The following is a 1,666-nucleotide window of genomic DNA, read 5'->3' on the forward strand; positions in this document are numbered from 1 at the left end:
CGGGCGGTCGCGATGAGTTCCGGGGCCAGGGCGCGGGCGTGGGGCATTTTCAGCTGTCGCATCAGTGCTTCGAGGTCTGCGGGCAGGGGCGGGGCGACGGTGGTGACGGGGCTCATCGGTTCGGCTCCTTCGCGGCTGCGGGTTCAGTGCCGAGGCCGGCCCAGGCGCTGGTGCCTTGGGTCAGGGACCTGGTTTCGTCCGCGGCGTGGGTGGTGGTGCGGCGGATGTTCGCGTTCAGGATCGATGGCAGGTCGCCGTGGGCGAAGCGGCCGTGGAGGGCGGCGTCGCCCAGTGCCCGGTCGACCGTCTCGGTGCCAGCGATTTTGGCCAGGGTCACGGCCTCGGCCATTTTCACGTTCATCCTGCCCGTTCCTGCGGCAGCGGCCTCGATGAGCCAGGTTCTGGCGCCCTCGCCGATGGCCAGGAATTCGGCTTCACCGGCGGTGCGTGCTTTCACGGCGTAGTCGCCCGGGATCCTGGTCCTGGTTCCGGGGAAGTGTTCATCGATGACCGCGGGGCTGCCGGGCCTGGCCCGGTGATGGCGGGCAACCTCGACCGGACCGGCGGGACCATGGTGGACGATGATGACCTGCGCCTCGGGCCCGGTGCCGTGGGAGCGGACGAATACCCGTGCCCCGAGCAGGTGAGCCGGGACGGAGTACTGGGCACTCTCGAAGGTCACCATCGGGGTGTTCTCCGGGACGGTCCGGGCCAGCCCGAACGCGACCGTGTGGGCGGTGTCCGGGATCCGGTGCAGCCGGGGCTGTTCCTCGGCCAGAACGATAGCCGGTTTGCGGCGGGTGGCCCGGTGTTCGCGGTGGTTGATCTCGTCCATGAAGGCCTGGCAGGCAGCTTCGAGCTCGGCGAAGGAGGCATACTCGGCCCGGAGGTTGGTCTCCTTGGGGACGAGGTCTGCCTTGGCCAGTTTCACGGACGCTTCGACGCCGCCCTTGGTGGCGGGGTCCGCCGGCTGGCAGGTCAGCACGGTGACCCCGTAGTGGCGGGCGAAGTCCAGAGTTTGCTGGTTCCGTACCGGAACGCCGGCGACGTGGGCGGTGGTCACGGTCTTCTCGTTATCGGTCAGGACGTAGGTCGGTGCCCCGTCCAGGATACGGAAGCACTGGTCCAGGGCTGCGAACACGCTCGGCGCGGTCCGGTCCCGTAACGGGATGACGATCCGGAACCTGGAGAACGCCAGCCAGGCCACGAACAGGATGGTCTTCACCCCGCCGATGCGGGGTCCGTCGCCGAAGTCGTACTGCAGCCACATCCCGGGCTCGGTGATCCACGGCCGGTGGACGCGGGTGTGGCCCAGCCGCCAAGCGGCCTTGACTTGGGCGATTGCCCGGCGGGTGGACCGCTCCGACCCTGTATAACCCAAGGCCAGCAGCTTTTCGTGGGCTTTATCGGCGCGGATCCGGCCCTTGGACGCCTCGATCCATTCCTCGATCTTGGGCAGGAACGCGTCGGTGACACGATCGCGGGGTGCGGGCTCTGCGATTGGACGGCCGGCGTCCCGCGCCGCGACGTGCCTGGCAACAGTGTGGTGCGAGCAACCGGTGAGCTCGGCCGTGGCGCGCAACGATCCTGTCAGATCGTAGGCAGCAAGAATTTCCATGATTTCTCCGTCATGCTTCATACAGGGCCTCTTCCTGGGACGACATTT

At 68.0% G+C, this 1,666-nt stretch carries 1 protein-coding gene; it reads right to left on the reverse strand.

All coding sequences use genetic code 11. The features are described from left to right. Nucleotides 1-112: 112 nt before the first annotated feature. Nucleotides 113-1,639 carry an IS21 family transposase gene (istA, locus tag ACH488_RS21915; RefSeq protein ID WP_397326705.1) on the reverse strand — a complete coding sequence of 509 codons (1,527 nt, stop codon included), beginning with the start codon at nucleotides 1,637-1,639 and terminating at the stop codon, nucleotides 113-115. Nucleotides 1,640-1,666: the final 27 nt, after the last annotated feature.

This window comes from Paenarthrobacter sp. NPDC018779 (assembly GCF_044391085.1).
Taxonomy (GTDB): domain Bacteria; phylum Actinomycetota; class Actinomycetes; order Actinomycetales; family Micrococcaceae; genus Arthrobacter.